The sequence below is a fragment of the Nitrosomonas sp. Nm34 genome (genome assembly GCF_900113925.1).
Classification (GTDB): domain Bacteria; phylum Pseudomonadota; class Gammaproteobacteria; order Burkholderiales; family Nitrosomonadaceae; genus Nitrosomonas.
The window spans coordinates 12661-38215 of record NZ_FORD01000018.1 but is presented as its reverse complement, the minus strand read 5'-3'; the positions used below and the strand labels follow the sequence as shown (position 1 = coordinate 38215).

The window sequence follows — 25555 nt, the reverse complement described above, 5'->3', positions numbered from 1 at the left end:
GTATGTCAAAAAATACCGCTAAATCCACCTTTAATACTTACTTAAAACAATGGTTTGGTAAGCCTGCGGCGATAGTTATGATTGGCGCAGCCGTAGGGAAGATTACGCCTGAGGCAGAAGGTGCCAAGGAAGTGCGCCATTCTGAACATAATTAATCTTCAGTGATGCAAGATTTAGAGGCAATGCAAAAGCGCCCACGTTTAGCCTATATTTCTCCTCTACCACCAGAACAGAGCGGTATTAGTGATTACAGCGCAGAACTGCTCCCGGAATTGGCTCAACACTACGAGATAGAAGTTATTGTTATGCAATCAGAAGTGTCGGATGATTGGGTTCGATCCCATTGTCCAATACGTGATGTTGCATGGTTTCGGCAGCATGCTTCTCGCTTCGATCGAGTGTTGTATCACTTTGGCAATTCTCTGTTTCACATTCATATGTTTGACCTGCTTCCTGAATTTCCAGGTGTAGTAGTATTGCATGACTTTTTTCTTTCGGGAGTTGTTGCGCATTTGGATGTCCACGGGTTCAAGCCGCATAGTTGGGCCAAAGCGCTTGCTTATGCGCATGGTTGGCGAGCCCTTCAGGAGCGCTACCTGGCAAAAGATCCAGCTGATGTTGTTTGGGCGTATCCCTGCAATTTGGAAATTTTAGAACAAGCCTTGGGAGTGATCGTCCATGCGGAATACTCTCGGAGACTGGCGAAAGAGTGGTATGGTGAAGGATTTGAGGATAATTGGGTAAAAGTTCCACACCTGCGTGTACCTTTATTAAATGTTGACCGGAAAGCTATTCGTTATGCCGCACGGCTAAAGCTTGGGCTAGCAGAAAATGACTTGGTCATCTGTAGTTTCGGATTTCTAGGGCCCCATAAGCTTAATCATAAATTACTATCAGCCTGGCTGGCCTCACCATTGGCAAGTGATCTCCACTGCCGCCTGGTTTTCGTCGGTGAGAATTATGGCGGAGAGTATGGCAATAAATTGGTGCGTACCTGGCACAGTAGTCTGTCAGCGGATCGTATTGAGATTACCGGCTGGGCAGAGAGGGAGCTTTATCGAACCTGGCTGGCTGCTGCCGACATAGGTGTTCAATTACGTGATTTATCGCGTGGTGAAACTTCGGGCACAGTGTTAGATTGTATGAATTACGGGTTGGCTACCATCGTCAATGCCCATGGTTCGATGGCAGATCTGCCGGTAAATGCCGTGTGGATGTTGCCTGATAAGTTTGCCGATGATCAACTTATTGAGGCACTAACAACGCTGTGGCATGATTCTGGTCGCCGCAATACTTTAGGGAAACATGCCAGAGAAGTGATCTGCAATTTTCATCAGCCACGGCACTGTGCCAAACTGTATACTCAGGCTATTGAAGATTTTTACAATAAGGCAACCCGCTATAATAAGACATCAGCAGAGCTACCGGCATTAGTTGATGCAATTGCTGATGCCGATACCGATCCAGGTTTATCTTTAGATGAATGGTCGCGTCATTCATCCCAATCAGTGAACAATTTTCCACCTCGACCTCATCGTAAGCAATTACTGCTGGATATCAGTGAACTCGTTCAGCATGATGCGGAAAGCGGTATTCAGCACGTTCTCCATGCGCTTCTTAGGGAACTCCTGCGTAACCCTCCTGAAGGATGGACGATTGAACCTGTTTACGCAACAAAAGACACTAATGGCTACTGTTATGCTCATCGATTTGCAAGCCAATTTCTGGAGATTAATGATAGTTGGGCTGAAGATATGCCGGTTAATTCCTGGGAGGGAGATATATTCCTGGGATTGGATTTGCAATCAGTGGTTGTGTCAGCGCAAAAAAACTATTTGCTAAGTTTGAATCAACGGGGTATCAAGATTTATTTTGTAATCTATGATTTATCGCCTATTTTGTTACCACAGATTTTTTTGGACGATGCTGAGGCGATACATCAATGGGGACTCAAGACTATCCTTTGTTTTGATGGCGCAATATGTATTTCACGTGCTGTGGCTGACCAATTATATGAATGGTTACAGGTCTTCGGCTCGAAGCGCGAGCAACCTTTTGTTTTGAGCTGGCTCCATCAAGGATCAGGTATCGAAGATTCTGCACCTGCTTTAGGCACGACCATCGATGCGGATCAAATGGCCGAAGCATTGAAAACATGGCTTTCGCTCCTGTTAGTTGGTACTACTGAATCGCATAAAGGACGAACTCAAATGCCCGCGGCTTTTGAGTTACTTTGGAGTGAAGGCAGCCATGCCAATTTAGTGATTGTCGGAAAGCAGGAAGCGATAGTGGAGGCGTCGATAAAAAAACTCCGCATTCACCCTGAGCTTGGCAAACATCTATTCTGGCTTGCAGGTGTTAGCGATAAGTATTTAGAAAAGTTCTATGCCAAGAGTGCTTGTCTGATTGAGGAAAAACCGGAGCAGGCTACACAGCTGGATACGCTTGACCAAGAAATCTTAGCACTTGTCCACTCAACTACAAACTCTAGTCAGGAAAAATCAGAGCTGATGGCGCAGCATGAAGCGTCCAAACAAGAAGTAACAACACTTATTAAAGCCCATGATGAGCTAAGAATGTTAGCGGATCAACATAAGACGCAGATTGACACCCTGACTCAGATCAATCTCGCCCTAAAAACGGATATAAAAGAACTGGTTCAAGAAAAATCAGTATTGATGACAAAGAATAGGGCGCTTAAAAAGGAGGTGGCAATTCTCAACAAAGGGCGTAACAAACAACGCGTGTTGGCAGATCAACATAAAATGGAGATTGATACCCTGACTCAGAAATATATTGCGCTGAAGGCTGCTAAAGAAGCGCTGATTCAGGAAAAATTAACCTTAACGGCACAATACGAAGTGCTGAAACAGGAAATGACGGTGCTGAGTAAGGCATGCGAAGAACAAAATAGGTTAACCCATCAACGCTGGACGCAGATCGACACCTTGACCCAGACACAAGCTGAACAAAGCAAAATGATCAGTCAACATAAGGCCGAGCTGGAGCAGCTTAAGGATGTTTTACTCCGAGAGCCTGGACTGTAATCCTGGCATATCCTAATACTATGCTTTTCAATCTTCGCACATTTATTATTCGTTGGCTCAGTAGTTCCACCCAGACCGATAGCTCCGCCACGCCAGTGGAAAATACCCAGAAAGACACCGAAACTATTCATATGGATGAGCAATCCACCATTCGTCCTGTCATTCCTTATGATGAAAACCTGCTAGAGCGTGCACGTACTCAATGGCAGTTTGGCGACTGGGCTAATCTCGTTAAACTCAATAATGACACTTTGCAACATCATCCGGACCGAGCTAAGCTTGCGTTATTGGCCGCCGCGGGTCATATGCAGCAAGGCGATACTCAATCTGCTCGTCAATTCACCAGTCTGGCGCAGGAATGGGGATGCAGCAAGAAAATAGTTAGCCAGGTCCTGATTGCCAGCGTGTATAACACGCTAGGCCGTGCCGCTGTCGCTGGTAAGCAGGAGCAGCGCGCTATCCAGCATTTCGAGACATCCATTGCCATCGTAATGCCCCAGTCTGACGTACGGTTGCTGGGTCAAACCCGGATCATCCGCGAGACAGCGAAGCTCGGACTACTGCCCCAAGCTGCACGTCTGATGGATGAAGAATTACGTGCCATGAAGCGCGCTTCTTTCCTTGAAACATCCCATCTGAAGATATTTGAAACTGAACTCGAACTGCTTCACAGTGAGTTATCACTTGCGCAACAAAAGATGATTCATACTTCATCGGCTGAGATTACACCAGCATTCGTCGAAGGCGCTTCCTTATGCCTTGATACCCTCAAGAAAAAATCTGTCTCACAACTTGGGCAGGATCTCTGGGTGTTGGAAAAAACTAAATATAAGCGCAACGGCTACTTCGTAGAATTTGGTGCTACTGATGGAGTACTGCTCAGCAATAGCTGGCTGTTGGAAAAAGAATTCGGCTGGCAGGGTATTTGTGTAGAACCCAATCCCAAGTTTTTTCTTAAACTCAAACAAAACCGCCAATGCACAATATCTGATGCATATATTGGAGGCATAACAGGGAAACAGGTCGAATTTATTCTCGCTGATGCCTATGGTGGTAGCCAGGAATATGCCGATGATGATCAACACGCCGATAAACGCGCAGCGTATCGTAACGTTGGCAGGATGCTCACTTTCACCGCCACCTCACTCAATGATTTTCTGGAGCAACATAATGCCCCGCGTGAAATTGATTATCTGAGTATTGATACGGAAGGCAGCGAATTTGAAATCCTTGAAAATTTTCCATTTGATCGATGGCATATCCGTTTGCTAACAATCGAGCATAACTTTACACAAAGGCGTGCCGATATTCGTGCTCTGCTGGAGCAGCAAGGCTATCGATGTACTGAGCAGCAATGGGATGATTGGTATGAAAAAATAGAAGAATGAAGAATATCAGAAAGTTATTCTCCACCAGACGGATAATGGCACGTACCCAGAATCGATAGAGAAGTTAAAAACATTAAACATTTATTATCTATTGCCGTAAGTATTGGAGTAGTGATTAAGCGAGGTGCTAATACCCTACCAAATGGAGCAGTAGAATCGATAACAAGTTTCCTGCTCAGAGATCAGTAGATGTAAAACATGTTTTTTATATTGACAAGAAGTTTTCATATTGAGTTATTCCTCAGGCTTTGATCGGGTGGAAAGAGATTTACAGCAGGCTACGGGTAAATTGAAGTTTGTCCTGGGATATTAATAACTTGATCTTTCTAAATTCTTGAGTGATCAAGATTTTGAATTAATGTGGTTATTAAAAGAAGCATAAAGCGATATGCAAGATAATATGCGGTTTTCGGAGAGATAAGAAAAAGATATGGAATATACAAAAAAACTAATCGAGCTTGCGAGTGCGACGGTAACAAGGCAAGAGATTAGCCTAATTATCGAATTAGTGGATTGGGTACTCAAACAGAGCGAAAGCAATCATATAAGAGACAATATCCTACAACTGATCAAAGCAGACAAACCTACGATAGCTTTTAAGTCGCTGGCCTTGTACATTAATCGCTGCTCACGCGAACTTTCCCACTGTAGATCGGCAGCTACCCGAGCTCCCTTGGTACGCTCTTTACTGTACCTGCGTGAAAAATTGGCTGCCAAGCTTAGCGCTATGCCGATAAATAAGACTCTGGCCCCAGCTGAAGAGCAGGAGAGCGAGAAAAAATTCACGCTTGAGGACGCGATCGTCAAAACTTATCGGACTTCTGTCGGCCGTACACCCGTATCTGAAGAGATTGAAATATGGAAAAATAATTTTAATAATGGCCTGCCATTTCATGAGTTTATGTTGCTGATGGGTGCGAGCCAGGAAGCGCAACAACATTCCCAGCGCCGATCAATTCTGCCAGATATTAGCAATGGTGAGTTTATCCAGATGGCCTACGAATTAGTATTGAATCGCGGTGCTGCAGCATGGGAAATCGAGCCTTGGATACTCAAGTTGGAAGATGGCAGTATGGATCGTGCAGGGCTGCTCGCAAACTTGTTCGAGATTTCATACAATTCTTCTTTAGCGCGAGCCAATTCAGCACCTCATGATGGTTTATCCTGTTTAATCATGGGAACGGATAAACATGTCACTGTTAATGACTGGCAGCATCGATCAGAGGAATTACGCGATGCACCTCCAAAAGAAGCAGACAAACGATATATAAATCGCTTTTATATCAAGGGCGAGCCCCGTATATTAGTATCAGCACTGGCGAGTATGTATCGCGGGGGTGACTTTATTGAACAGTTTATGGACAATATTACTAGTCAAGATGGTTTCGACGATTATTTAGAACTCGTGATCGTAGATGCAGAATCACCTGAGAATGAGTATGAAGTCATTAAAAAATATCTTGCGCATTACAAAAATATTAATTATATCCGTTGCAATTATCGGATAGGAATTTATGACGCGTGGAATGTAGCGGCAAAAGCTGCTCGTGGCGAATATCTTACAAATACTAATATGGATGATTTTCGTCGTCATGATTCGTTGCAACTACAAGCCGGCGTTCTGGACAATCTGCCTTTCGTTGATGTTGTTTATCAGGATTTGTACTATACATTCGATCCCCGTCTTTCATTTGAAGAGATCAGCGCCTTCGGTTACCAGACTTCGCTGCCAGTTATCACACCCCATAACATGATGCGGTACAATTCACCTCATAATGCACCCATGTGGCGAAAGCGTCTGCACGATGAGCTTGGATATTTCGACACGCATTATAAGTCAGCCGGCGACTATGAATTCTGGATGCGTTGCCTTGCTTCAGGCAAGAAGTTTTATAAAATCAATGATCCACACGTGATTTATTATCAAAATCCAAAAGGACTATCTACGCGACCAGATAGTCGAGGGGTTGTGGAAAGTATGGAAATAAACAAGAGCTATTGCCGCAAACTCATCCCGTCTGAAATGGTGATTTCACACGAGCAGTTATTACAAAGACTGAACTCAAAGGAAGCAACCTGGGTGGATGTAAATAATTCTAAAGATCGCTATGTATTGGCGCAGCAAGCGCTGCGCAATTTAGCGCGACATCAAAAGTACAAAATGACCAAGGAATCAAATTATGATCAAGTTGCTTGTTGATGGCGTCTTTTTTCAGCTAAGTAATAGCGGTATCGCTCGCGTGTGGCGTTCAGTTTTAGAGCTTTTAGTTGCAGATGAACGCTTTCAGATATATTTCCTGGATAGAGGAAAAGCTCCTTCAATTTCAGGCATAGAGTACATTCCATTCCCCTCATACTTAGCAACCAACTGTCCTGCAGACTCGCAATTGATACAGGATATCTGCGATTACTACAAGATTGATGTATTCAGCTCTACCTACTATACCACTCCGATATCCACGCCGATGATATTAATGGTGCATGACATGATACCTGAATTGTTCAATTTTGATTTATCGCATAAAGATTGGATGGAAAAAATGACTGCGATCTGCTATGCGCAACGTTATTTGTGTGTTTCTGATAATACTCGTAACGACTTGTTAGCTCTTTACCCGGAAATTCCTCCTGACCTGGTGTTCACGGCATATAATGGTGTAGATCATACTGTATTCCATCAACATGACCGAGTTACGATTGATGCATTCAGGATCCAATATGGACTTAACCGACCTTATTTTCTGTTCGTAGGTTCGCGCGTACAGCACACTGGCTATAAGAACAGTGGTTTATTCTTCGAAGCTTTGGCTGGTATGAGCGAGGTTCAATTTGACGTGTTTTGTGTTGGCGGTGAGCGTGAGGTCGAACAGGAAATTCTAAACAAGTTACCGGCGGGCGTACGTTGTCAGCGTGTCGTACTGACTGATGAAGAACTTGCGCTAGCTTACGGGGGCGCATTAGCATTAGTCTACCCTTCTCTTTATGAAGGCTTTGGTATGCCTGTGGTTGAGGCAATGGCTTCGGGTTGCCCTGTAATCACCACCTCACATGGCTCTCTTGCAGAGGCTGCAGGTGATGCTGCATTACTCATCAGTGGTACATCGATTGAAGAGATGCGTTCAGCATTGATACAGATCCAGAATACAAATATACGAGACACTTTGCGTCAGAAAGGGCTAGCTCATGCCCAAAAATTTCATTGGGAGGTCATAGCGAACAAGTTAACAGCTATAGCTGAAGTTTTAGTCAAAGAGTCTCGTGCTGGTGTTTACGATAATTTTTTTGTTGAATGGAAAAGATTGCGTCAAATACAGGCTAACGTCGACTACTCACAATGAAGGCATCAGTATGGGAGCATTAATTTATAGCAATCGTGGACAGGAGAGCAGTTATCTGATTCAGCTTATACTTGGCAGGGGCTATCAGGTTTAGGGCACCTCTCGGGATGCGCGGTAATCATCCTTGTACAATCTGCAGGCACTAGGTTTAGCTGAACAAGTGATAGGCATGTTCATAGTACCTAACGGCTTCCAATGTGCTGACTGCGGTAGAACAAAGTGATCCTGCGGAAATTTCCTATCTAGCCGGACAAAGTTAGTTGGTCTGTCTTTTGAGCAATCAGCCGACACTTTAAAAAGCACTATGACATGAGTTCTTCTACTCGAGGTCATTAAAGTAATGAAAAAAACGGTCGGGCTCTATAACATTGGTTCAAACAAGTGTTTTGGTAATATCAGTAATACACCTTCTGATGAAAAAAAACTATTCAAGCCATATAATCCACATGCAGTAGCTAAGACCTCAGCCCAAAAGTTGTTAACCAATTATCCGGCGTCATACAATTTGTATGCAAGCACTGCAATATTATTCGACCATAAATTAACTTTAAGACCCAAGCGTTTCATAACACAAAAAATATTCAAATTGCAGAGCGAATTGCGGCAGAAGGTAAAGAATGTTTTGTACTTGGCAGACTTGATACCAAGCGCGACGGTACTGTGCGTCAGAATATGCCAAGGCGATGTGGTATATCTGTAACAGAATACCCCGGATAACTTAGTCATTGCACGCGGTGAGTCTAATACACTGGTCGATCTTGTTGCGTTCATATTCGAAGCTGGTGCACATATGTGACAAAAACATGTCGATATTTCACTGGTACTTTGCCGAACAACTAACATTATTAGTAGAGCAACTTACCTATTCTGCTGGTGTGTTAAATGTTATATGGTGATGTCATTAAGAAGATGAATATGTCTAATATTGCTAATTAAGCCTCTGACGAGGTAAGCTAGATATGGTAAGTTAAATATGTTTGAGATACTTAAAATTTAATATCGTATTGTTTAATTAAGCGGAGATAGAATAGTGAATGAATTAAGAGATGTGATTTGGATCGCTTCTTATCCAAAATCGGGAAATACCTGGGTTTGTTCAGTAATCCAAAATGCTGGGATAAACTATGGATTTCCAGAGAGTACTCTTGATTACTATATGTTAAGTAAGGAAGGAAAAAATTTTCCGATTTGTGAGTGCGTAAATCCAAATGTTACCATTAAGCCATGCTCCGTCTTGAAGACACATGCTCTAATTGGTGTAGCTCCCCCTCATCATGACAATGGTTTTAATATGGTTGGATTTATTCATATTTACCGTAATCCTTTTGATGTCTTGCTTTCTTATTTAAATTTCACTCGTCTTGAGTATTCTTATCGATTTAACGAAAAAAATTATAAGGATATTATTTTTTACCATATGCTTGGTTATAATCATTACATTGAATGTGATACTTGGCGAAATATTAAACTGGAGGACATACCAACTGCGAATTTAGATCATGCATTAGATGCTTTCTCAGATAGTCAATTGAATATTGAAACTCTTAATAATATGAGTGGATCTTGGTTTGAGAACACTCTTTCATGGATTAATGCGGCCAATGAAGGTAAGGGAATCTCAATTCGGTATGAAGATTGCTTAGCAGGTAGCGAAGAATTTATGAAAACACTTCCATACTTTACCTTTAATTCTGTTGATTTATCTCGCGCATTAGATTCTGTAAATAAAACCACTAAAGAAAGAAAATCAAATTTAACTGATCAAGCCTCTAATAATGCGATTTTTTTCAATAAGATGGGAGCTTATTATTATCGAGAGTTCTTTTCACCTGCTGCAATAACAAGATTTTTAATTAAGAACGAAAATATACTTCGTCAGTTTGGATATGGATATCTTGCCGATAATACCTAAGAAATACTCTAGTTACATGAAACGATATTGAACCGGAATGTTTTTTAGTGTTATATAAATAATTATTATACCTCCTTGATTTATTTACCATCCTTTGCGGCTAGAGTATTGATGTGAAAGAATATATACATAAAAGTTGTAATGAAATGATATTTCACTATTATTTTTGGTCTCTAGTGAAATATCGTCGTGCCGTTTTGGTGATGCAGACGGAGTGTTGCGGAATGTGTTTTTAGAGCTTGAGCGGCGCTACTAGATGAAATTTTTGGAGATCGAAAGGTTCAAGTATTATTTTCATTTTCTGGTGCAGTCTGCTCTTAAATAGCGTCTACTCAAAAAGTATTTCTTGTAATTTTATATAAAATTTATTATCTATATAATCTACTGCTTTCTAAAGGGCACCTCTAAAAATTCAATTTACCAAATGAGGCAGATCAGGGGAAGAGGGGAAGAAAGTTGTTTTTTGGTTGAGTTAGGATAATACATTGTTTTAAAACTATAATATAAAAATTATTCTTTCCGATATGAGAACTCACCATGCAACTCGGTTTCTTTGATCTTGACAATCGATATGCTCAGCTAAGTAAGCTAAAAGATCCGCTTGAAGAACTGAATCGCGTAATCGACTGGAATCTATTCGCTGATCTTCTTGCAGAGACAACGACGAAGCCCCGGAAAAATGCAGCGGGGCGCAAACCCTTTGATCGAGTGATGCTATTTAAGATGCTGGTATTGCAAAGAATGAATAATCTGTCAGATGATCGGCTGTGGAGTACCAAGTCCGGGATCGATTGAGTTTCATGCGGTTTTTGGGGCTTGATTTGACAGGAGTGGTGCCTGACGCAAAAACCATGTGGGCGTTTCGGGAAGAGCTGGAAGAGAACCATCTGATGGCGCGTCTATTGGCAAGATTTGATGAATGTTTACGGGGGCTGGGTGTAGAGCTGAAATCAGGTCAGATCATTGATGCGAGCTTTGTGACTGTGCCTAAACAACGCAATACGCGTGAAGAAAACGAGATAATCAAAGAAGGCGCTGTTCCGATTGAATGGGGGAAGAACCCCCACAAACGGGCACAAAAAGACATTGATGCGCACTGGACTAAGAAGAACAACGAATCATTTTATGGTTACAAAGATCACGTCAATGTGGATCAGGATACCAGCTGATAACCGCATGGGAAGTTACCTCAGCACAAATTCATGACAGTCAGGTTTTGGAAGAAGTACTCCAATCCCCTGAAGTGGGAGGAGCAGAGGTTTACGCGGACTCAGCATATCGCAGCAATGCACAGGAAGAAAGTCTGCTCGCCTCAGGACACACGAGTCAGATTCACGAAAAGGGTGCTCGCAATCGCCGACTCACGGATGCACAAACATCCAGCAACAAGGAGAAATCACGGGTGCATGCGCGAGTCGAGCATGTATTTGGTTCGATGACGAATGAACTGGGCGGTATCACCATTCGTACCATTGGTCATGGAAGAGCAAAAGTACAAATAGGCTTACTCAATCTCGTTTATAACATCAAGCGTGTAGCGACGTTTATTCGCAAAGGATATTTCAGCTTCGATAGGGTTATTGCGTCCGAAATGGCCTAAAGGGGACAAAAACAAGAGGATAACTGCCTAAAATCACCTTGAATTGAGGGGAAATCTAATCATCAGACAGAAAATCTTCCAAATAGAGTGAAATCGCTCTCCGGATTAGATTGATTTGGTTTCTTTTACGTATTTTTAGAGGCGCCCTAAAGAATATTATTCATAGCAGTAGGTAGTTTAATAAAAATTGATCGTACTCAGGTGAGCTTGAGCTCAAATCAAGTGTAAAAGTTTCTGCATAATTTATTCAAAAACCTTGCACTTAAAAAGTGACTTTTACGATATTCTTAGGGTCTGTTGACGTTTTAAGATAAGTATTTCATAGATAAAAACAAACTCATAATATTAGGGCTCCTACACCACCCACAAAACGAGTTTGCGATGCCCCGAATGATGCTCAATGATGAGTACTGGTCGAAGCTGGAGAAGATTCTGCTTCAAGAAGCGATTTATAACAAGCACAATCTGCGCATGACGGTAGAAGGCATACTGTATCGATGCGGGTTGGCTGTCCATGGCGCGATCTGCCCAGGGTGCTCGGCTGCTGGAATTCTATCTATAAAAGATTCAATGCAGGGTCATTGAGCAGGAAATGGCTCAATGTTTTCAAAGCATTGGCTTGATCCGGATTGGGAATGGAGATTTATGGATGGCAGTTATGTTAAAGCGCATCAACATAGTGCGGGAGCAGCGAGTCAAGAATCGCACGCTATCGGGAAAAGCCGTGCAGGCAATACCACCAGGATCCATTTAGGGGTCGATGGTTATGGCTTACCAGTTGAGTTTGAAATCACCGGCGGAGAAGTCAATGACTGTTCTGCCGCACCTGATTTGATTGCCAGGTTGCCTGACGCAAAAGCAATAGTTGCGGACAAGGGCTATGACAGCGAATGGTTACGGGAACAGATAATGAAGAAGGGATCTCGAGCTGTGATACCGAGCAAGCGCAACTCGTTGAAGGGTAATGCAGATATGGATTGGGATTTGTATAGATACCGGCATTTGGTGGAGCATGCTTTTGCCCGGCTAAAGCAGTATCGAGCAATAGCAACACGATACGACAAACTGAAGCGAAATTACGAGAGTATGGTAGCCATAGCGTATGGATATCTGTGGCTACCTATGTAAAATGTCAACAGACCTTAGTAAAAAAATTCATTATATTTTCTGAGTAAGCTCTAATTATATACTTCGCCCAGCCACGGAAGCGGAAAATAAAAACGAAAAAACTGATAATTTAATATGTTCATCCACTTTAAATCCGCAATTATAACCACGCGGATTATAGTGTAATAAATCTAATAAGGTTGATAGTAATGTCATGCACGAGAGATATTTCGCTTGTGTCCTCATGTGAGGAAACTGCTGTGGGGTGATGAATTCTAGCCAGATATCTTTTGCCAGCACAGTTGGCTACCATAAAAATGAAAGTATAATGAGAAACTATGTCAAAACAGAGAAAAGAGCATCAACAGTTATGCAAAGATAAGCAACTAGCCATCTTCTGATAACCCGATGCTTGTGGCGAGTTTATTCATTTTTGAGAAGTTGAGGTTAAAAATTGAAAAACTGAGAATCTTTCAAAGATTGATTTCGCTCTGTATTGTTGGTGGGCTATATGAAAAGAAAACATACATTTTTTTGATCAAAATCTCTTGAGATGTGTATTTATGATAGAAAAATCAAATATCTCTATTATGACAGAGGGAGAAGAACTCGGATCTAAACGCTATGCAATATGTGAAAAGAGTGTGCGATCTTGGCGCGGATTAGCTGTCATACTTATCTTTTATTTCGGGTTATTTACTGCTGCCGACTTGTCTTGGGCAGAGCAGGCCAACGTACAAACGAGTGTCAACCATTCAGTATTGTGCAAGACAGATTGGATGTATCGCGGAAAAATAGGACTTTCTACGCACTATTTTCCTTTGAAGAAGGAGAGTGTGGAGGAAGTCGCCAATACCTTTCAAGTACAGAAAGTGGCGAATCAAGTTGAAGAATCAGGGGCGTCTTGGTTTATTTTTACATTACAGCACCAAAATTGGATGATGATGGCTCCTAATGAGACATTTGATACTATCGTGGGTAATAGTGACTACACACCTAGTAGAGATATCCCGCTCGAGCTATATAAAGCCCTAGGTAAGAAAAACATCAAATTGATACTTTACGTCAATATTTTTATGACAGCTAATTCAATGGTAAAGGATACCATGGGTGGATGGCCGCCTAATGATGCTTTAATTAATAATATTGCCGCTGTTTACAGGGAATATTCACTGCGCTATGGTAATAAAGTTGCCGCTTGGTGGGTAGATGGAGCTGGGGTGCCACAGTATAAAAAATCACTAAATCGTGAGCGCTGGTTTACTATGATTGCTAATGCTTTGCGTGTGGGGAATCCGAATGCTCTTGTTGCCTTTAATCCAGGACAAGTGAGTAATCGTTATACGCTTAATTCTGATTTTATTGCTGGTGAAAGCAAAAACCTCCGCTCGATCCCTAATAATCGTTGGCTTGATGGAGCACAATGGCATTCTTGGACATATCTTGGTGGATTTTGGTCATCAGGTGGAGTTCGTTTTTCCAACCAAGAATTAGGTGAGTATATAGCGCAAGTTACCTCAAAAGGAGGTGCGCTGACATTTGATGTAGGGACTCTGGGGTTTAATAGAGAGGGAAGTGCTGGGCCCAGTGTACCTACTCCATATGTGGGTTATATTGACCCAGCACAGATTGAGCAAATTAAGGCAATAAGAAAATATTTATATCCTGTTACCTCACCCGTTCCAACTAATTGTAAGAATTAAAGTAATGCACTGGGCTTTGTTCAATGTAATACTGCATTAATTAACTTTTATACCTAAGAAACTGTTTGGAAACTCCTGTTTTATGTCAAGCGCCTCAACATAATGCGGGTCATGGCGATGTAAACCCAGGCTTCATGTGTTCGGGTGAGGCGCTCATAGCTTTTACTAAGCCTGCGTGAATGGTTCAGCCAGCCAAAAGTGCGCTCGACTACCCAGCGACGAGGCAATAGCACAAATTTCCTGGTTTCCCTGGGGCGCAACACCACTTTCAGACAGAATTTAAACCGTTGCGACCCTGTAGTCTACTAAACGACCGCCATAGCTACTATCCAACCAAATCTTCCTTAATTTTTACACCCTCTGGGCAGATGTCGCAACAGCAGGCGGGCACCGTCACGGTCCTGCACACTGGCAGCAATCACTACACCGCCGACAGCAATCCCAGTGTGTCTACCAGAATGTGGCGTTTACGACCATTGATCTTCTTGCCTGCATCAAAACCACGTTGCCCAGGAACTGCACTACATTTGACGCTTTGGCTGTCCAGGCAGCCTGCCGTCGGTTGTTTATGTCGACCACATTTTTCTCGCAAGCGAGAGCGCAACAAATTATGAAGACGTTTCCATGTCCCGTTATAGGACCAGCGGTAGAAATAGTAATAAACCGAGCTCAGACCGGGAATTCACGAGGCAATTGTCGCCACTGGCAATCTGTTACCACTTGACGCATACTCAACCCTCGTGGCTTTCCTACGGCTGATACTGGCAGATGGGGTCTCAAATAACGCTACGCTTCATCACTTCAGACTCATTCCTCATTGGAAGAGACTTAAGTTTGACACTCCATCTGTTTTCTTGTATTTTCATTTTATGAAAAATGAGTATTTATTTATCCTACACTTAGCCCAACGATCGTCGATTTCACACAAGAGGAGTGTCTAGATGCGGTATCGGCGTCTGGGACGTACCAATCTGAAGGTGTCGGAGGTTGGTTTTGGCACTTGCCAGTTACGCATGGTGCCTGTCCATCAGGCTATCGAAACGCTGGTAACTGGGTTCAACATGGGCGTCAACATCGTCCATACCGCACCCGACTACGGTGATGCTCCCGAGCTGATCGCCGAAGCGATACGGGTAAGCGGACGGCATGTTTATGTATGCTCTAACGGATGGGGCAGTACTTCCTACTTCGAGCAGCTGTTCGAGGACACGATATCGAAGTTCGGACACAAGGGCAGCAATGGTAAAGTGCAGCTCGACTTCTTCGGTATCGCAAGCGTCGAGGATCGTGAAATACTCCATGAAGACGTCTGGGGCAGCCAGGGACTGGTCGCCTTTCTGCAGCGTAAGAAGCGAGAAGGAGTGCTACTACATACCTTCTGCACATCCCACGGCTCGCCCGATTACATCCACGGACTGATCAAGAGCGATGTTTTCGACGCGGTGATGTTCGCGTACAACCCGCTGGGCTACCACATGCTCTCGTTCACTCCTCCCGATGACCGGGGCCGAGAAGCTGTCGACGCCAACTTGGCTCTGTTCGAACTGGCCCATGCCCGGGACGTGGGTGTCATGCTGATGGAAGTACTCGCGGGCGGGCTGCTGTGCCGCAGTCGTGCTTTTCCCGCTCGGATACCACTGCAGACGGGGAATGCGCAGGCTACCCCGACCCATGCATCGCTCCCGGCGGTGAGCGAATTGCTGCGCTATATTCTGCGCAGGGCACCCACTGTTGCCTGCGTGATGCCCGGCACAGCCAGTGTCGAGGAGGCGCTTGAGAACGCGTCGGCCGGACACGGCGTGTTGGGGGGCAGCGTGGGCCTCGAGTCTGTCGTGTCGGCGGTAGTGGATCAGCTGCAGAACTCGGTTTGCTCACGTTGCGGCCAATGTGAGCCGTTGTGCAGCCGACAGCTTCCCATATCATGGCTGTTTCGTGCCAGCGACATCGAGCGCACTGGCGCCGTATCATTCGAAACACCCCAGCAAAGGCAGTACTTCGATATTCACCCGGTTACCGAAGGTGCCGTCTGTTCGGCATGCGATAACCATAGCTGCCGCTGCCCGCAGGGTATCGACATACCGGGCCAGCTTGTGCAACGCCACGGTCAAATGATGCAAATGTTCAGAACCGGCGTAGTGCCTGGCCCCATGGTTGCGTCAGATACTCAGCCCTCGAAGTATGCGGGACGCTGGATATCCGGAACCTGCAGTAGCCCGAACGCTGTGATCGTGATCCAGAATATCGGCACCCACGGATGGCATCTAGCTGAAGACCGGCCGTCTGTGCACCTGCTCATGCACCGTGCCGACGATGATAAGGTGGTCGGCCGCTTACGCTTGCGGGCCGAGGTACCATCAGGAGGCATCGCGTATTTTCCGCTAGAACAATCTCGAGAGGATGGCGCAGCGCTGGCGCGGCTGTCGCTCGCGCTGCTGGATAAGGAGGGCAAAACCATGGAAGACATCGAGCTAGAGCAATTGTCAGTAGCACGCATCGATGACCACCAGCCCACACCCGAACTCGCCAGAGCGCACGCGGTCCGTTATGGCGACCATTCGCTACCCTCACACTTCATACCCGGCCAGCGGTGCCGTGCGTGGGTGGATGTACGCAACGAGGGCACGCAGCGTTGGGAACCGCATCCTCCGGATGGCCAGGCTGTTAATCTAGTCCTGCGTGTGGAGCAAGTTACACACCAGTTCCCGTTGCCACATCCGGTCGCTCCGCAGGAAACGGCGCGAGTTCAGATGGTGTTTCTCTGGCCTTCAACCTCTGACCCCGTGGTGCTGACCGTGGACATGGTCAAGCAGAACGTCACGTATTTTTCCAATGCACGATCGGCGCCGTTGCAGCTGACCAGTAAGGCCGTTGCCAATCTACCGACTAAGGAGGGTTAAATCTTGGAATACATCGAGTTGGAGCCGTTGTCGATTGCGTGCATCGATAGCCCGCCCGCACCCGAACCTGCCAGAGCACATGCGGTTCGCTATGTCGACCATTCGCTACCCTCACACTTCATACCCGGCCAGTGGTGCCGTGCATGGGTGGATGTACGCAACGAGGGCACGCAGCGTTGGGAACCGCATCCTCCGGATGGCCAGGCTGTCAATCTAGTCCTACGTGTGGAGCAAGTCACACACCAGTTCCCGTTGCCACATCCGGTCGATCCGCAGGAAGCGGCGCGAGTTCAGATGGTGTTTCTCTGGCCTTCAACCTCTGATCCCGTGGTGCTGACTGTGGACATGGTCAAGCAGAATGTTACGTATTTTTCCGATGCACGATCGGCGCTGTTGCAGCTGACCAGCAATGTCACTGCCAACCCGCCGACCTATGGTGTTGATTTCTTGGAATTCAGCTCACCCGCGACGGTGTGCCCAAAAGCGCGCTTCGGCATTTGGGTGCGGCTGCGCAATAGCGGCTCCTTGCACTGGGATATCTCCGCGGCATCTGGCCGTCGTGTTCGGGTGGTTGCGTGGATCAATGGTCACATCGTGGCCGGTGAGAGCTTGCCCGCTCCGGTGGGGCCGCTCCAGATCTGCGACCTGCACATGGTTGTGTCCGCGCCTGTGGTACCTGGGCAATATGTGCTGGAGGTCAATCTAGTGCACGAAGGCATTACATACTTCAAGGCGAAAAACGTGTCTTCCATGGAAACCCCACTCACGGTCAGCTCAGCCAGCGTCCCAGCTGGAGCCGCGCTCTACGATACCGCCTTGCGCAGCAACTGGGCATTCTATCACCCGTCACTGGGGGTCTCCAGATTGGCCGATGGCACGGCGCTGCCCCAAGTGCTTGAGCGGGCCAAGGGCTGCCATGTCTGGGATCTCGACGGGCGGCGCTTCATCGATTACACGATGGGCTGGGGCTGCGCCCTTCTGGGGCATGGCAACGACGTTGTCGAAGCAGCAGTGCGCCGCTCGATGGGATGCGGACCGACGCTGCCCCTGCCACACCGGCTTGAACTGGAATTGACGGACATGTTGTGTCAGACCGCGGAGATTCCCTGCGCCGAAGTGGTGGCTTTCGGCAAGAATGGCTCGGACGTGTGCACGCTGGCCGTCCGCCTGGCGCGTCAGGCAACTGGGCGCAAGATCATCTTATTTTGCGGATACCACGGTTGGCAGGATTGGTATTCGGAGTCGCTGGGATTTGGCGGAACAGGTGTTCCCGAGCGCCAACCAAGCCTGGTACTGCGGGTGGATTTCAACGATACGACGTCTCTGACCCGGCTGATCGTGGCGCATCGCCGGGACTTGGCAGGCGTCATAATGGAGCCGTCCGGAGCCTCGGGTGGTCATCGGATGGTGGGGGAGGACATCGACCTGGAATTCCTTCAGACAGCCGCCTCAGCCACGCGCGAGGCTGGTGCGGTGCTAATCTTCGATGAGATTATCACCGGCTTCCGGTACCCTAAGGGTAGTGTGCAAAAGGCTACTGGCGTGGTACCAGATATGGCATGCTTTGGCAAGGCCGTGGGAAACGGATATCCCATCTCGGTCCTGTTGGGCCGGCATAGTGTAATGCGCCATATGGATCGCACATTCTACGGCCCAACCTTCAAGGGCGAGGTGTACTCTATGGCGGCGGCCCAGGCTGCGTTGACGCTGTACCGCACTGAACCGGTAATTGACCATGTTTGGGCGTACGGACGGCGCTTGCAGGAGGGCATCTCTCGACTTTGTGCCGAAGCAGGGCTGGATGCCTCTATTGCGGGGCCGCCGTTTCGCACTGTGCTCCACTTCAATGAGACCGATCCGAAGCGTCACAGATTGATTCGTACGTTATACCTACAGGAGCTTCTACGCGGTGGGCTGATTACGTATTCCGGAATTATGCTTCCCAGTTACGCCCACACTGAGGCTGAGCTCGAAGAAACATTGTCGGTCATTAGTAGTGCTTTGCGGAAGGTGAAGCAGTGCAACGAAGGTGGATTGGCCGAACTGCATCGTGCTATAGAAATACCCCTGGTGAGATAAGTGGTGATGTGGCGACAGTCTTCTACAAGGGGCGAAGGCCATGCGCGTGAAGAGCCAGTCCCGCGGGTATGCATCTACGTGATGTTTCCGGTCACACCCATCGAGGCGCCTAGTGGACCGATGTTTTTAGGTGGGGTGTTAGTGCAGTCCATCCGCCAGCTGACATCTTCGCTGGCGGGCGCAGCTCTGGTGAAACTGGGGGCGCAGGTGGCCGGCTATGACGCAGCTTCGAATCACATCATGCATCTATCGTCCGAATGGGCCGCAGCTGATGCCGCCAGTATCGTTTCCTGGGCTACGCGCGGACGTGAGCCGTTGGGCGCATTTCTGCAGCGGTTTGCGATGGGGACTAGGCCACAGCATCTTGCCAGCTGTGAGGTCCTTGTTTTTGCCACGGCCTCTTACCTGTTGCGTATTGATCCGCGGCTCGATGCGCTGCTCAGGAGGGCGCTTCGCACGAGCATTGCCTGCGCGGGCACCGGAGACGGCAGTTTGTACGCTGTGGCCGTGTCCCTGCGCGAACTGAGTGGCCACGAAAGAGCCGTGCCCGAGCTGCTGCGGCGGTTGACAAGCAAGCTTGCAGCACGGTCGAAGCAGCCCGCAGCGGGCGTTGCAGTCGAAGCCTGGGAGTCCATCGAGACCTCAGGGCCTGAGCTGTCGCCTACCATGGCCGGTTCGGGCGCGAGTAGTGCGGTGATGCCCTTCGATGCGCCTGCGTACCTGAACATTGCTCTGGCGGAAGCCATCCTGCATCCGGCGCACCGCATGCCCATCGATGGAAACGTGGAGCAATTGCACATGGCGCTGGTCGCCCAACGCGAGACATCCGCAGCCAGATGGATTTTCAACGAATTACTCAACGTGGTGGAGCACCGTTCGGGTCAACCCCAGCCCGATAGCATTCCGTCGGAAATCCACATCGCCTTGAGCGGGTTGTGCAACCTCGAATGCCGGTTCTGCTCGTACAGCCATAACACCGCACGCAAGGATCAGGCATCGGTTGCGCAAATGATGAAACTCGATTTCCTGCGAGATATCCGTATTTTACGGCTTCATAGCGGCAACGGAGAGTCCACCGTGAACCGCGGCTTAGCGGACATCGTTGGCTATATCGGTAGGGCTTTTCCGCAGATCTCGATGAATTTCTTCACCAACGGGATCTTGCTGGACCGTGCTGGTCTGATCCCGGCACTCGTGGGTAGCCAACTGGCGTGGATCAGCGTTTCGCTCAACGCAGCCACGCCAGAGCTCTGGGCAAGGCTCTGCGGCACGAAGCAGTTCGAACGAGTTACTCGTAACTTGCGGTTTTTGTTGGAGGAAAAGCGCCACCGAAAGTCATTTACCCCAGTGTTGTACGGCACAATGGTACTCACGCGCGAGAGCGTGTACGAGCTACCGTTGATGCCGCGGCTATGCAGGCAGCTGGGTGTGGACCGTTTCACTGCCATCCCATTTTTCTCGCTAGGGTATGACCGCCTCGATCGGCTGGGTCCGAACGATGCGTATCACCATGTTGGCTCCGCCTACGATGAGATTTACGCCCGCACAGTCGAGGCAGCCGAACACTGGCAAGTGTCCGTTGAATTGCCGGCGCCTGCTGGCGCCAAGGCAGCGGCCTTCGGTATAGAGCACCGACAGTTCTTAGATTTTGCCAACTCGGAGCTCCACGATTCACGGCTAGAAAAGCTGTTGATCAGTACACCGCTTCGACCGGTAGAGTCTGCTCCTTGTCATTACCTCTGGCGGCAGGCATCTATCGGGATCAGCGAAAAGTACCAGACGCAAGCTCCGGGCGGACACTACATGTATCCCTGCCTGGGACCTCTGGCTACCCTGAACCTTGCGCCCCATACACCGTTCGATTTCCCGCAGGAAAAGGGCTTCAAGACTCTGTGGCGGAATCCCTTGTTCAGTGCGCTGCGGCGGGGTCAGCTCAACCCGGGGCAGGAACCAGTCTGCGATACCTGCAGGGGCTGCGACACGCGCGACCCACAGGGCATGCGCTCAATGCAGGTCATGCTGGACGAGTTCGTAAAAAACCATGGATTGCATGTTGCCTCACCTGTGGCTGTGTCCGGCCAGCGTTGATGCCGATCGAGCTGCGGTTGAAAAGCAAGTAAACTTTCTTGATCAGGATCTGATGCGGTAAATTGCGTTAATGGCTGAAGTGGACTGCGATGAAGTGGCTGTTGAAGCGGGTTATTGTGGATAGCGTCAATAATTTGATGCTTTAACCATGCTTAAACTGCTAAAGCCAACGAATAAATTGCCGATTACCCTTATATGCAAATTTTCTGAAGACCTTCCATTTCTATTGCACTTGGGTTTAATCAGAAACAATAGTTGCCGGTAAATTCTTATTGATTATAATGGTCTTGTCATAATCAATAGTTGAATATAATTTATAAATCGGCCAGGCTCTTATTATTCGTGAGTTTGATTATTTTTATGATCAATTCTATCACCTCGGGAGGAGAAAGAATTTATCATAAATAAACAGATAATTACAGCATATTATGGCCGTTTTAATCTCCATTTAATCGACATATTCAAATTAATTTTATAAGAAATATAAAATGAAAAAAGCTTTAATTAGTGGTGTTACTGGTCAGGATGGCTCTTATTTGGCAGGATATCTGTTAGAAAGAGGTTATGAAGTTCATGGTATCAAACGGCGCACTTCGCTTTTTAATACCGATCGTATTGATCATTTGTATCAGGATCCTCATGTCGAAAATCGTCGATTTGTCCTCCACCATGGAGATTTAACGGACTCTTCAAGTTTGATCCGCATTATCCAGCAAGTGCAGCCGGACGAGATCTACAATTTGGCGGCACAGAGTCATGTTGGGGTATCATTTGAGGAACCTGAATATACTGCCAATTCTGATGCGCTGGGTACTTTGAGAATTTTGGAAGCGATTCGCATTCTCGGACTGGAAAAGAAAACACGGTTTTATCAGGCGTCAACTTCCGAGCTTTATGGCCTGGTGCAGGAAATTCCTCAGAAGGAGACCACGCCATTTTATCCGCGCAGTCCGTATGCGGTAGCTAAGTTATATGCTTATTGGATTACGGTTAATTATCGTGAGGCATATGGAATGTATGCTTGCAACGGTATTCTGTTCAATCATGAATCACCTGTGCGTGGTGAAACATTTGTTACTCGCAAAATTACGCGCGCTTTGGCACGAATTAAGCTTGGTCTGCAGGATTGTTTGTATCTGGGGAATCTTGATGCCAAGCGCGATTGGGGGCATGCACGAGATTATGTAGAAATGCAGTGGTTGATGTTGCAGCAGAATCAAGCGGATGATTTTGTGATTGCTACGGGGGTGCAGTACAGTGTACGTGATTTTGTGAATGCGGCAGCGGATGTACTTGGGATGAAAATTCGCTGGGAAGGGCAAGGGGTGAAAGAAAAGGGTTATTGGATTTCTCCCTCGATTTCTTCAATGTTGGCAGGGAATGAGAAGCTGATTGTAGCAGTGGATCCTCGCTATTTCCGTCCTACTGAGGTGGAAACTTTATTAGGTGATCCAACCAAGGCAAAGGAAAAATTGGGTTGGCAGCCACGCATAAGTTTTGCTCAGCTGGTGTCTGAGATGGTGCAGGAAGACCTGAAGTCCGCTGAGCGAGATGATCTGGTGAAACGCCATGGTTTTGCGGTGTTTGACTATCATGAGTGATGATCGATTAAAAATTGGCATTTATAATATTTAATCTATAAGCTAAATTAACGTTTTGCGTAACCTTGCCAGCATTGCTATAGAATATAAATACGCATATCTGGTGGGTTACTATGACAAAAGGGTCTGTGCCTATTCCATTTTGCTCTGGCTATGGATCTGCTTGTGCCATTGTCAAGATATTGAAATGAGCCTTCCAACTATTCAGTTTTTTGGAGTTGAGTTTATATGCAAAGAATCTATGTAGCTGGACACCGGGGTATGGTAGGTTCAGCAATTGTGCGACAGTTGGAAGCGAGAGGTGACTGTGAAGTCGTAACACGTACTCACGCGGAGTTGGATCTATTGAATCAGGCGGATGTACAGAAATTTTTCCGGGATGAGCGTGTTGATCAGGTTTATCTGGCAGCAGCAAAGGTTGGGGGCATTTATGCCAATAACACTTATCCGGCCGAGTTCGTCTACGAAAACTTGATGATGGAATGCAATGTTATCGACGCCGCTCATCGCGCCGGGGTGCAGCAGTTACTTTTTTTAGGATCATCATGCATTTACCCACGGAATGTTCCGCAACCAATGCGGGAAGATGCACTCCTTACCGGTGTGCTCGAAGCAACTAACGAGCCCTATGCGGTTGCCAAGATTGCCGGTATCAAGCTGTGCGAGAGTTACAATCGGCAATATGGCAGGGATTACCGTTCAGTCATGCCAACTAATCTTTATGGTCAGCATGATAATTTTCATCCGGATAATAGCCATGTCATTCCTGCGCTGATGCGGCGATTTCATGAAGCGGTTCAGGCTGAAGCCGAAGAAGTGGTGATCTGGGGCAGCGGAACACCCAAGCGAGAGTTTCTGCATGTAGATGACATGGCAGCGGCCAGTGTATACGTTATGAATATGAATCAAGATATTTATCGCGCCAATACTCAGCCCATGCTGTCTCACATTAATGTGGGGACTGGAGTTGATTGCACCATTCGCGAGCTGGCAGAAACGCTGGCGCGGGTTACTGGTTTTAAGGGGCAGCTGGCATTCGATGCCAGTAAACCCGACGGAACACCACGCAAATTAATGGATGTTTCTCGTCTTAAAGCGCTAGGATGGCAGGCGAAAATTCAATTGGAAGAGGGTCTGCGTGCAACCTATGCCTGGTTTGTGGCGAATCAGGATCGTTATCGGCAGGCTTGAAATAGATACTAAGCTGACCTTAGTAATACCTTCGTATATAGTGTATTAAATACTTGACTTGTACAAATAAGGGATGGGAAGGTCTTGAGTAACAAAATTTGTTTGGAAGACATTGTCAAAGATTCGGGGGTGCGCTTTGGCACCAGCGGCGCACGCGGTTTAGTATCAGATATGACTGATCGTGTGTGCTGGGCGTATACAACCGCGTTCCTACAGGAAGTTATACCCGGAGCGAAGCGTATTTCGTTAGGGCACGATCTGCGGCCGAGCAGCCCGCAGATTATCCAGGCCTGTGCAGCAGCAATCCAGGCGCGAGGGTTGGATGTTGTCTATGCGGGTGCACTGCCGACGCCCGCTTTGGCCTATTATGCATTACAGGAGCAGATACCCGCCATTATGATTACGGGTAGCCATATCCCTTTTGACCGCAACGGTATTAAGTTTTACACTGACGAGGGTGAAATAAGCAAGGAGCACGAAATTGCGATCACACAAGCAGTAGTTCCTGATGCGGGAACCTATAGCAGCGCTACGGACCTAATCCCAGTTACCGCTTCACTAGATATGTACCGGGAGCGTTATCGAAAATTCTTTCCGAAAAACTTTCTGAGTGGTAAGCGAATTGGTGTTTATGAGCATTCCAGCGTGGCACGGGATTTCTTGATGGAGCTGCTCAAACAATTTGGTGCCGAGGTAGTTTCACTCGGTCGCACAAATAACTTTGTGCCGATAGATACTGAGGCGGTGAGTGAAGAAGACCAAGTATTGGGTCAAAAATGGGCTGCCGCGCATCGGTTAGATGCGTTGTTATCCACGGATGGCGATGCAGATCGTCCCTTAATTGGTGACGAAGCTGGTCGGTGGCTGCGTGGAGATGTTATAGGTTTACTCTGTGCCCGATATCTCAATGCTCACACGGTGGTGACGCCTGTTAGCAGTACTACCGCGATTGAGCGCTGCGATGCTTTTACTCATGTCATGCGTACTAAAATAGGATCACCTTATGTAATCAGTGCTATGCAGACAGCATTGATTGCAGAGAGAAGTGGTGTAGTTGGATTCGAAGCCAATGGCGGCTTTCTAGTTGGGAACAATTTTGAACGAAACGGCTGCAAGCTAGAACCTTTACCAACCCGTGACGCTGTCTTGCCAATGTTGGCGCTGCTTGCATTAGCGCGAGAGCAAGGCGTACCACTTTCTAGATTGTCCGCATCCTTGCCTCAGCGATTTACTGCAAGTGACCGGATTAAGGAATTCCCTACTGAGCGCAGTCAAGCGATGATCGCCAACTTGGCGAGTTCTCGTCAGAACGTATTAACAGTGCTGGGGGATGCATGTGGTAATGTAGTAAGCCAGGATGAAACGGATGGTTTGCGGTTGACATTTACTTCTGGGCAGATTATTCATCTGCGACCATCGGGTAATGCCCCGGAACTGAGGTGTTATGCTGAGACAGATTCCGAGGTGCAAGCAAAGGAATTAGTGAAGATGACACTGGAGCGGGTACGCATCGCTGGCGAAATCTAATCATTAAAATTTGAATTAAGAGCTAATATGTAAAAATTCCAGAAAAAAGGGAGACACAGTTAGTTTTCCAAATACAT

At 46.9% G+C, this 25555-nt stretch carries 16 protein-coding genes and 2 pseudogenes; 16 read left to right on the top strand and 2 right to left on the bottom strand.

Annotated elements, in window-relative coordinates; translation table 11 throughout:
• Positions 1–2: 2 nt before the first annotated feature.
• The 10 genes and pseudogenes from BM283_RS18785 (at position 3) to BM283_RS09110 (ending at position 14095) form a co-directional block, all read left to right on the top strand.
• Entirely contained in the window at positions 3–155 is a 153-nt protein-coding gene (locus BM283_RS18785; RefSeq protein WP_175492081.1) for a hypothetical protein, read from the top strand.
• 27 nt (positions 156–182) lie between these two features.
• Complete coding sequence (locus BM283_RS09150) at positions 183–3047, top strand: glycosyltransferase family 4 protein (RefSeq protein WP_175492080.1); 2865 nt, start codon at positions 183–185, stop codon at positions 3045–3047.
• 20 nt (positions 3048–3067) lie between these two features.
• Positions 3068–4435, top strand: coding sequence for an FkbM family methyltransferase (locus BM283_RS09145; protein WP_090692272.1), 1368 nt, complete (start codon positions 3068–3070; stop codon positions 4433–4435).
• Between the two features lie 430 nt (positions 4436–4865).
• Complete coding sequence (locus tag BM283_RS09140; RefSeq protein ID WP_090692270.1) at positions 4866–6635, top strand: glycosyltransferase; 1770 nt, start codon at positions 4866–4868, stop codon at positions 6633–6635.
• Positions 6616–7773, top strand: a complete 1158-nt coding sequence (locus BM283_RS09135) for a glycosyltransferase family 4 protein (RefSeq protein WP_090692268.1) — start codon at positions 6616–6618, stop codon at positions 7771–7773. Before BM283_RS09140 ends, BM283_RS09135 begins: the two co-directional genes overlap by 20 nt.
• A 331-nt stretch (positions 7774–8104) precedes the next feature.
• Entirely contained in the window at positions 8105–8473 is a 369-nt protein-coding gene (locus tag BM283_RS20550) for a GDP-mannose 4,6-dehydratase (protein WP_368086422.1), read from the top strand.
• A 330-nt stretch (positions 8474–8803) separates the two neighbouring features.
• Positions 8804–9685 (top strand): sulfotransferase domain-containing protein, encoded by an 882-nt coding sequence (locus BM283_RS09125; protein WP_175492079.1) that lies wholly within the window; start codon positions 8804–8806, stop codon positions 9683–9685.
• A 537-nt stretch (positions 9686–10222) separates the two neighbouring features.
• A pseudogene (locus BM283_RS09120) lies at positions 10223–11285 on the top strand (IS5 family transposase).
• Positions 11286–11666: 381 nt separating this feature from the next.
• Positions 11667–12413, top strand: a pseudogene (locus BM283_RS09115) (IS5 family transposase).
• A 542-nt stretch (positions 12414–12955) separates the two neighbouring features.
• On the top strand, positions 12956–14095 hold the full coding sequence (locus tag BM283_RS09110) for an alpha-L-fucosidase (RefSeq protein WP_090692261.1): 1140 nt from the start codon (positions 12956–12958) through the stop codon (positions 14093–14095).
• Between the two features lie 80 nt (positions 14096–14175).
• On the opposite strand, the gene BM283_RS19420 is transcribed toward BM283_RS09110, so the two are convergent.
• The gene (locus BM283_RS19420) at positions 14176–14367 is read right to left on the bottom strand and encodes a transposase (protein ID WP_368086421.1); all 192 of its coding nucleotides are present in this window, start codon (positions 14365–14367) and stop codon (positions 14176–14178) included.
• A 149-nt stretch (positions 14368–14516) separates the two neighbouring features.
• Positions 14517–14702, bottom strand: coding sequence for a transposase (locus BM283_RS19415; protein WP_217646486.1), 186 nt, complete (start codon positions 14700–14702; stop codon positions 14517–14519).
• A gap of 334 nt (positions 14703–15036) precedes the next feature.
• Between BM283_RS19415 and BM283_RS09100 the strand changes: the two genes are divergently transcribed.
• The 6 genes from BM283_RS09100 to BM283_RS09075 all read left to right on the top strand — a co-directional run bounded on the left by BM283_RS09100 (position 15037) and on the right by BM283_RS09075 (position 25478).
• The gene (locus BM283_RS09100) at positions 15037–16992 is read left to right on the top strand and encodes an aldo/keto reductase (protein ID WP_090692259.1); all 1956 of its coding nucleotides are present in this window, start codon (positions 15037–15039) and stop codon (positions 16990–16992) included.
• Positions 16993–16995: 3 nt separating this feature from the next.
• Complete coding sequence (locus tag BM283_RS09095) at positions 16996–19071, top strand: aminotransferase class III-fold pyridoxal phosphate-dependent enzyme (protein WP_090692256.1); 2076 nt, start codon at positions 16996–16998, stop codon at positions 19069–19071.
• 120 nt (positions 19072–19191) lie between these two features.
• Positions 19192–21159, top strand: coding sequence for a radical SAM protein (locus BM283_RS09090; protein ID WP_175492078.1), 1968 nt, complete (start codon positions 19192–19194; stop codon positions 21157–21159).
• A 488-nt stretch (positions 21160–21647) separates the two neighbouring features.
• Positions 21648–22760 (top strand): GDP-mannose 4,6-dehydratase, encoded by a 1113-nt coding sequence (gene gmd / locus BM283_RS09085; RefSeq protein ID WP_090692250.1) that lies wholly within the window; start codon positions 21648–21650, stop codon positions 22758–22760.
• Positions 22761–22988: 228 nt separating this feature from the next.
• Positions 22989–23951, top strand: coding sequence for a GDP-L-fucose synthase (locus BM283_RS09080; protein WP_090692246.1), 963 nt, complete (start codon positions 22989–22991; stop codon positions 23949–23951).
• 84 nt (positions 23952–24035) lie between these two features.
• The gene (locus BM283_RS09075) at positions 24036–25478 is read left to right on the top strand and encodes a phosphomannomutase (protein WP_254776301.1); all 1443 of its coding nucleotides are present in this window, start codon (positions 24036–24038) and stop codon (positions 25476–25478) included.
• Positions 25479–25555: the final 77 nt, after the last annotated feature.

Excerpts from the sequence above, each read along its gene's own strand:
- BM283_RS09150 (WP_175492080.1), top strand. The coding sequence starts at position 183 with ATGCAAAAGCGCCCACGTTTAGCCTATATTTCTCCTCTACCACCAGAA.
- gmd (WP_090692250.1), top strand. The coding sequence starts at position 21,648 with ATGAAAAAAGCTTTAATTAGTGGTGTTACTGGTCAGGATGGCTCTTAT.
- BM283_RS09145 (WP_090692272.1), top strand. The coding sequence starts at position 3,068 with ATGCTTTTCAATCTTCGCACATTTATTATTCGTTGGCTCAGTAGTTCC.
- BM283_RS09090 (WP_175492078.1), top strand. The coding sequence starts at position 19,192 with ATGTTTTTAGGTGGGGTGTTAGTGCAGTCCATCCGCCAGCTGACATCT.
- BM283_RS09080 (WP_090692246.1), top strand. The coding sequence starts at position 22,989 with ATGCAAAGAATCTATGTAGCTGGACACCGGGGTATGGTAGGTTCAGCA.
- BM283_RS18785 (WP_175492081.1), top strand. The coding sequence starts at position 3 with ATGTCAAAAAATACCGCTAAATCCACCTTTAATACTTACTTAAAACAA.
- BM283_RS09135 (WP_090692268.1), top strand. The coding sequence starts at position 6,616 with ATGATCAAGTTGCTTGTTGATGGCGTCTTTTTTCAGCTAAGTAATAGC.
- BM283_RS09140 (WP_090692270.1), top strand. The coding sequence starts at position 4,866 with ATGGAATATACAAAAAAACTAATCGAGCTTGCGAGTGCGACGGTAACA.
- BM283_RS09110 (WP_090692261.1), top strand. The coding sequence starts at position 12,956 with ATGATAGAAAAATCAAATATCTCTATTATGACAGAGGGAGAAGAACTC.
- BM283_RS09100 (WP_090692259.1), top strand. The coding sequence starts at position 15,037 with ATGCGGTATCGGCGTCTGGGACGTACCAATCTGAAGGTGTCGGAGGTT.